The sequence below is a fragment of the Hymenobacter sp. BT559 genome (assembly GCF_017571525.1).
GTDB classification, from domain to species: Bacteria; Bacteroidota; Bacteroidia; order Cytophagales; family Hymenobacteraceae; genus Hymenobacter; species Hymenobacter ginsengisoli.
In genome coordinates this window covers 87,527-94,220 of record NZ_JAGETY010000018.1, presented here as the reverse complement: position 1 = coordinate 94,220, position 6,694 = coordinate 87,527, and the positions used below count along the sequence as shown (strand labels likewise).

Annotated in this window: 7 protein-coding genes; 2 read left to right on the top strand and 5 right to left on the bottom strand. The window is 64.7% G+C overall.

The window, feature by feature from the left end; genetic code table 11:
- From J4D99_RS19830 to J4D99_RS19810, 5 genes are all read right to left on the bottom strand, one after another.
- Nucleotides 1-2,037 (bottom strand): M56 family metallopeptidase (locus J4D99_RS19830; RefSeq protein WP_208133485.1); only part of this gene is annotated, 2,037 nt, incomplete at its 3' end.
- A 7-nt stretch (nucleotides 2,038-2,044) separates the two neighbouring features.
- Nucleotides 2,045-2,473 (bottom strand): BlaI/MecI/CopY family transcriptional regulator, encoded by a 429-nt coding sequence (locus tag J4D99_RS19825; RefSeq protein WP_208133484.1) that lies wholly within the window; start codon nucleotides 2,471-2,473, stop codon nucleotides 2,045-2,047.
- A 144-nt stretch (nucleotides 2,474-2,617) separates the two neighbouring features.
- Nucleotides 2,618-2,995 carry a dihydroneopterin aldolase gene (gene folB, locus J4D99_RS19820; RefSeq protein ID WP_208133483.1) on the bottom strand — a complete coding sequence of 126 codons (378 nt, stop codon included), beginning with the start codon at nucleotides 2,993-2,995 and terminating at the stop codon, nucleotides 2,618-2,620.
- Between the two features lie 189 nt (nucleotides 2,996-3,184).
- Entirely contained in the window at nucleotides 3,185-4,231 is a 1,047-nt protein-coding gene (locus J4D99_RS19815; protein ID WP_208133482.1) for a DivIVA domain-containing protein, read from the bottom strand.
- Between the two features lie 118 nt (nucleotides 4,232-4,349).
- On the bottom strand, nucleotides 4,350-5,294 hold the full coding sequence (locus tag J4D99_RS19810) for a WD40 repeat domain-containing protein (protein WP_208133481.1): 945 nt from the start codon (nucleotides 5,292-5,294) through the stop codon (nucleotides 4,350-4,352).
- Nucleotides 5,295-5,376: 82 nt separating this feature from the next.
- Here J4D99_RS19810 and J4D99_RS19805 point away from each other — a divergent pair, with 82 nt between their 5' ends.
- On the top strand, nucleotides 5,377-6,060 hold the full coding sequence (locus J4D99_RS19805) for a 4'-phosphopantetheinyl transferase family protein (RefSeq protein WP_208133480.1): 684 nt from the start codon (nucleotides 5,377-5,379) through the stop codon (nucleotides 6,058-6,060).
- Between the two features lie 42 nt (nucleotides 6,061-6,102).
- Nucleotides 6,103-6,690, top strand: coding sequence for a thioredoxin domain-containing protein (locus J4D99_RS19800; protein ID WP_208133479.1), 588 nt, complete (start codon nucleotides 6,103-6,105; stop codon nucleotides 6,688-6,690).
- The last annotated feature ends 4 nt before the right edge of the window (nucleotides 6,691-6,694 follow it).

Below are 6,694 nucleotides of genomic sequence, written 5' to 3'. Positions count from 1 at the left end.
CCGGGGTGGCGTGGGCCGGCCCGCGCTGCCATCGAGGGCACGCAGCTCGGCCTCGGCGGCGGCGATGCGAGCACGCAGTTCGGCGCGGCGGGCAGCAGCATCGGCGCGGGCCGCGTCGCGGTCAGCTTGGGCGGCCTCACGGTCGGCCTGAGCGGCGTCGCGGTCAGCTTGCTCGGTGGCGTCGTCACGCAGCACACGGCCCTGCTTGTCAATTTTGAGGCGGACGCGCCCTCGCAAGCTGCGGTCCAGCCGATACGTCGGGTTGGTAGGGTGGCTAGCCGCCGCACCAGTATGGTCCCAATCAAACTTGCGGAACTGCTTGCGCAGCTCGGTCTGGTGGCGGCCTAACTGTTGCTGCAGGCGGTCTAACTCCCGCTGCATTTCCTGCTGCTGCTCGGCGCTCAGGTTAGGGGCACGCATGGCTTCGGCCAGGCCGCGCTGGGCCGCACGCAGGGCATCGCGGTTGAGAGCGTCGGTCGAAAAGTTGAAGCTGAACGAGCGGGGGTCGGGTAATTCGGGCAACTCCGGCAGCTCGGGCATTTCCGGCATTTCAAGACGTTCGAGCCGCTCGAAGCGGGCCGGGGCGGCGGGCACGGTCACCACTTCCACGGTGCGCACTTTCTTGCTTCGCTTGGCTTTTTTGTCAGAGGTTTCGACGCGCTGGCCGTCTACCGTCAGGTTTACCACGCGGCCTTTTTTGTCTTTCTCAATGACCACGGTGCTAGCCCCGCGGCGAGGGGGTAGCCGGCGCAGGCGGCGCACCCGCACTTCGGGGTCAGTATCAGCCATTTCGACCCGCACTTCTTTTTCTACTTGCTGGGGTTCGGCGGGCGCATCGGGGGCATTGGGGGCATCAGGCGCTGCCGGAGCCGCTGGGGCTGCCGGAGCGGGCGGTGCCACGGCCACCCGGCGGCGAGCCGTATCGGCCGGGGCAGTCTGTCCGGGCACGGTTTGGGCGGGGCGCGCGGCCAGCACCACGCCGGTGCTCAGGCCCAGCAACCCTAGCAGGGTCAGCGAGCCGGCCAGCAGGCGCTCGCTCATGCTGGGGGCCTGGGGGCGGCCCAGGGCCAGGCGGCGCACCCGGGCCAGTAGCCCACCGCGCCCGCCCGCGCCCGCCGCGGCCAGCGCCAGGCGCGGCGCGGAGGCCGTGGCGGCATCCAGCTCGGCCAAAGCAGCCAGGGCACGGGCCACGCGCAGGCCATCGCCCCCGCAGAGGGCCGCGGCTTGGTCGTCGCAGCAGTTTTCGCGCTCGGCCCGCAGGCAGTTGGCCATAAACCACACGGCCGGGTGGTAGAAAAACAACACTTCGGCCACGGCCAGCCCCAGGTTGAGCAAATAGTCGCGGCGCACTATGTGGGCCAGCTCATGCGCCAGCAGCGCTTCAAGCAAGGCGGGGCTGAGGCCGGCCACTGCCCCTAGCGGTAGCAAGATGACTGGGCGCAGATGCCCCAGTACCACCGGCCCGGCAACCCGCGCCGACTCCAGCAAGGCCACTGACTGGCGCACGCCGGCGCGGCTGGCCAGGGTGTCGAGCCGCTGCTGCCAGTCGGCACCCAGCGCCTGGGTGCCCGCACGGCGCAGTCGGCTGGCGTAGAGGAGCCCGCCGGCCAGGCGGCCGCTCATCAGCACCAATCCTAGCAGCCAGGCCACCACTACCAGCGGCAGGTAGGCCTCGAGCTGGTGGGCGTTGGCCCGCACCCAGGTGAGTGGGGTGCTCGGCGCTATAGCATCGGTAGCCACCGCTTGCAGAGCAAGTGCCGTAGCGGGGCTAGCCGGCCCGGCAGAAGCTGCTCCTACCGGGCTAGCTACTACAAGCGGTGCTGCAGGTAGCGGAGCGTGCTGGTAGTAATAGCCGAACGTAAAACCAACTAGCAGCACCAGGCCCGCCAGGGCACCGGCCGAAGCAGCGTAGCGCACCTCGGCGCGTTGGCGGCGCAACAGCGGCAGCACACCGGCCAGCAGCAGGGCTAGCACCCCACCCTGCCACAGCGAGTGCAGCAGCGCGTAGCCCAGGGCCCGTACCAGGGCGGGCGACAAAACTTCTCTAAGCAGCGGGAGCGTCGTCATCGGAAGTAGAGGTTGAGGGGTTAGCATTCTGAATCTCAATATCGTTGAGCAGGCGCCGAATCTGGGCCAGCTCGTCGGCCGAGGTTTTGCGGTTGCCCAGGGCCTGCATCACCAGCTTCAGGGCTGAGCCGCCGAAGGTGGCGGCCACAAACTTGTCGAGCAGCAGCCCCTGGGTATCCTGCTCGCGCACGGCGGCCCGGTACACGTGGCTGCGGCCTTCGTCGTCGCGGCTCACCAGGCCTTTTTCCAGCATCAGCTGCATGATTTTCAGGGTGGTAGTGTAGCCTACCTCGCGGCGCTTGCTTAGCTCCTCATTCACGGTGCGAACAGTGGCCGGGCCATGCTGCCAGAGCACCTGCAAAATCTCAAGTTCCGAATCGGTAGGTTTGGGGGGCGCTTTGGGCATGGCGAGCGGGGCGATAAGTTCCGTACGAAATAGTTCGTAGGTCAAAGGTTATACGAGAGCCTTCGTAGATGCAAAAGCAATGTACGAAATAAATCGTATAATAAGCCAACACGCTAACAATCAGCGGAATTATTTTTGACTGACTTATTCTTGGTTGTTCGCGTCGCCGCGCTTGCGCACCAGCGTCACGCGCGCCCGGTGGCAGATGCCCCCTAGCGGCGGGTTGAATTTGGAAATACTCACCTGCGCCCGCCGCACCTGCGGAAACTCCTGCATCATGCGGTCGAGGATGCGATGGGCCAGGTGCTCGAGCAGCCGGGCGGGGCGCTGCATTTCTTCGAGTGTCACGCGGTAGAGCACTTCGTAGTTAACGGTTTCAGCCAGCTTATCAGAAGCGCCGGCGGCGTGCAGGTCAGTCTTGAGGTGCAGGTCGACGCCATACTTATTGCCAATTTTCTGTTCCTCGTCGTAGTAGCCGTGGAAGGCGAAAAACTCCAGTCCTTCGAGTGCGATTTGTCCCATAAGTTATTCTGAACCACGGATTCACCCGAATTTTTCGGATTACGCGGCTGTTGTAGCTGGCACCATTACCAGGAGCAAAAGTAAAAGGCCACCCGGTGGGGCGGCCTTTTATTGTTTATCAGTCTAAAGTGATTACCAGGAAATCGTCCACGAAATCCACGTAATCCAAAAACCGGACGACTTCGTGGGTTAGAGTTCGTCGAAAAACGACTTCTCCCCTACTGGCTCAGGCTTGGCTGGGCTAGCGGCCATGCCGGGGTGGGTCATAGGCTCGGGCTGCTGAATATCGGGGCGGCTAGGCCCGATTGGTTGAATCTCGGGGCGCGTAGGCTCTATGTAAGGTGCAGGGGGCGACGGCACCGTTTCGGGGCCGGGCTGGTCGATGCGCGGGGCGGGCGCAATGCCGGGGTTTTCAGATGGAGCCTGGGGGCGCTCGATATCGGGCGTGGGGGCCTGGCCGGGGTCGGGCTGCTGGCCGGGCTTGGGGTTGTAGCCACGCGGCGCGGCCACGGGGCTAGCTTCGGGCGCAGCGGTTCGGCTGGCAGGCTCCGGCACAAAAGCAGCGGCGGGCGTGGGCGCTACGGCAGCGGCCGAAGAGCGGGCAGAGGCGGTGGAAATATTCATAGCAGGAGCAGGACTAGGTTCGGGCGCCGGCGCTTCGGCCGGCCGCTTTACCTGTACGCTCGCTGCGCGCGAAAGGATGGCCGCTGGGGCGTTTTTGGGGCGGGCGCGGGCACGCTCTACTTTCTCCAGCGCATCGGAAGCCAAATGATGCAGGTCGCGCACCAGGGTATCGAGCTGCTGCTCAAGGCGCTGGCACTCCTGGCCCAGGCCAGTCACTTCCTTCTGCATGTCGGCCACCGTTTTCTCGGCCGTTTGGTAGGCTTCTTCCACAATGGCGCGGGCGCGCTGGCGGGCTTCGGCCAGGGTTTGCTCGGCCAGCAGCTGGGCCTCGCGGCGGCGCAGGTCGGCGTCGCGCTGGGCCTGCTCCGTGATGGAGTTGCCGGTATCCTCGGCCGTTTTGAGGGTGCGGTAGAGCGACGATTCTACCTCGCGCATCTTTTGCACGTCGTTTTGGGCGTGCTCCAGTTTGAGGCGCAGCTCGCGGTTTTCGTCGCCGAGGCGCTCCCACTGCTGCGATACCATATTGAGGAAGGCCTGCACCTCCTCCTTGTCCACGCCCCGAAAGGACTTTTCAAACGTCTTCTGCCGAATATCGAGGGCGGTAATTTTCATCGTTAGCGGATAGCTACTAGCTGTTGGCCGTTAGCTTTTTAAATAAGAGAGGATAATAACAAGCTACTCATCGGGCAGCCGGGTCAACGCGTTTTGCCCAACCGAAAGCTAACAGCCATTAGTCAGCAGCTAAAATCTGCCACACCGCCAGGCTGCGGTCATCGCTGCACGAAACTAACCGGTGCTGCGTGCCCGGCCAAACCAGCTTATTGACCGACGTGCCGTGGCCCGCCGTGCGCGCCCTGTCGAGCACCCGCAGCAGCGCCAGCGTAGCCGGGTCCCAGAGCTTGATGCTTTTATCTAAGGAGCAGCTAGCCAGGTAGCGCCCATCGCCGCTGAATGCCAAGTGGTTGATGGCGTACATGTGCGCCACTACGCTGTCTTGCAGCGGGTAGCCCTCGGCGGCCCGGTAGCGGCGCAGGTGGGCATCGCGGCCGGCGGCCAGCAGGTGCTGTCCATCGGGGGTGTAGGTGAGCGTAAAAATGGAGTTGGTAGCCTCGGCCAAGGACGTTTTAACAGCCAGCGAGTCGAGGTCCAGAATATAGGTTTTCCAGTCGGAGCTGCCCACGGCCAGCTCGCCTCGCTCGTCGTGCAGGGCCAGGCAGCGCAGGCTCTTGTCGCTGATTCGCAGCAGGTTTTCGAGCCGGAAATCGTCGCCGCGCAGCACGGCGAGCGTGCCATCGCCAAGGGCACAGTACAGGCGCTGGCGGCTCTCCGAATACATCATCTCAAAGATGGCGACCGGCGGCAGGGCGGTGGCGTAGGCAAGTTTTTTGCTTTGCAAGTCAAGCGCCTGCACGCCCTGAAAATTGTGCCCTAGCAGCAGCAGGCCGCGTGCCGGCAGCTCCAGCAGGGCATACACCGAGTTTTCGACCCTGGCCAGCAGTTCGCCGTCGGCCTCAGGCTGGGCGCTGTTCCAGGCCACCACCATGCCATCGGCACTGCCCGAAAATATAAGGTCGGCGCCGGGCCGCCCGGCCAGCGCGTACACCGCATCGTGGTGGCCCGCTAGGGTGCCGATGCGGGTGGCGGTGGGGCGAGGCGGGGGCGTAGGGACGAGCATAGCAAACGAAGCGGCCCGGGCCGGGCCGGCCGCAAAGGTCGGGCTGCGGGCCGGTACTACCTTCGCCGCCGCTCGCTTGTTTATGCCCCTTCATTCTATCGCACGCCTGCCCGGCGGCCCGCTGCTAGGCCTCTGGCACCTCACCGAAACGCCCGCCGACCTCTGGCCGCAGCTAGCCGGTGCGGCTGCCTATACCCCGCTCCTCCCCGCTCGCGCCGATGGCCCGCGCCAGGCGCAGTGGCTGGCCGGCCGCGTACTGGTGCAGCAGTTGCTGGCCGCCGCCGGGGCGCCCCCGGCCACGCTGCGCAACGACGAAACTGGCCGGCCTTTTTTGCTAGGCCCGGCAGCGCCGGCGGTGTCTATTTCGCATTCGGGCGAGTGGGCAGCGGCCCTGCTAGCCCCGGCCGGCGTAGCGGTGGGCATTGATGTAGAAGCAGTGCGCGACAAAGCCCAACGCATTGCCCGCAAGTTTCTCAACGACCATGAACTAGCTGCTATTGAAAGCATTACCCTAGCCGACGCTGCTCCTGGCAGCGCTTCGCAAGAGCTGTTCAGCCTGCTCTGGAGCGCTAAGGAAACCTTGTACAAGCTGGCGGGCCAGCGCGGCATCATCTTCCGCGAAAACCTCCTGCTCGACCTGCCGGCCGGCCCCTGGCCCGTGCCCGGCATACTACCAGCCCGGCTGCAGATAAACGGTGCCATTTCCCGGCACCAGATTTGTTATCTTCGGCCGGCGGCGGGCTATGTGCTCACGTATTGCGTCTAATTTTCACGCACATTATAGCGCATCCCGCGCTGTTTATCTCTCTTGACTATTTCTACCCTAGCCATGTTTTTTCGCAAACTTCCGGTGCTACTCGCAGCGGCCCTGCTGCTGGCCACCGTCACGGTGGGCGTTGTCCGCGCCCAGGGCACGGTAGGCGATTTTACGGTCCAAAAAACCGGAGGCGGTAGCGCCTCGCTCAGTGCCTATGCCGGCCAAAAGGCTGTAGTGGTGGTGTTTATGAACCCTGCCTGCGCCTATACCCGCCTCTACCAGGAGCGCCTTGCGGCTCTCAACAGCGCCTACAGCGGCCGGGGCGTGCAGTTTATGTTTGTCAATGTGCCTATCAACCTCGACACGAGCGAGGGTGGCGGGGGCGGCTCGCTGGCCACCTACACCGATGAGGGCGCCGCCAGCGCCGCCCTGGGTGTGACGAAAACGACCGAGGCCGTGGTATTGCAGCCTTCCGGTTCGGGCTTTGCAGTCCGCTACCGTGGCGCTATTGATGATAACCCCCAGGTAGCCAGCGGCGTGCAGCAGCACTACTTGCAGCAGGTGCTCGACAACGTGCTGGCCGGCCGCCCAGCCGGCGTGGCCGACAAGCGCGCCGCTGGCTGCCTGATTAAGCGGTAGCATC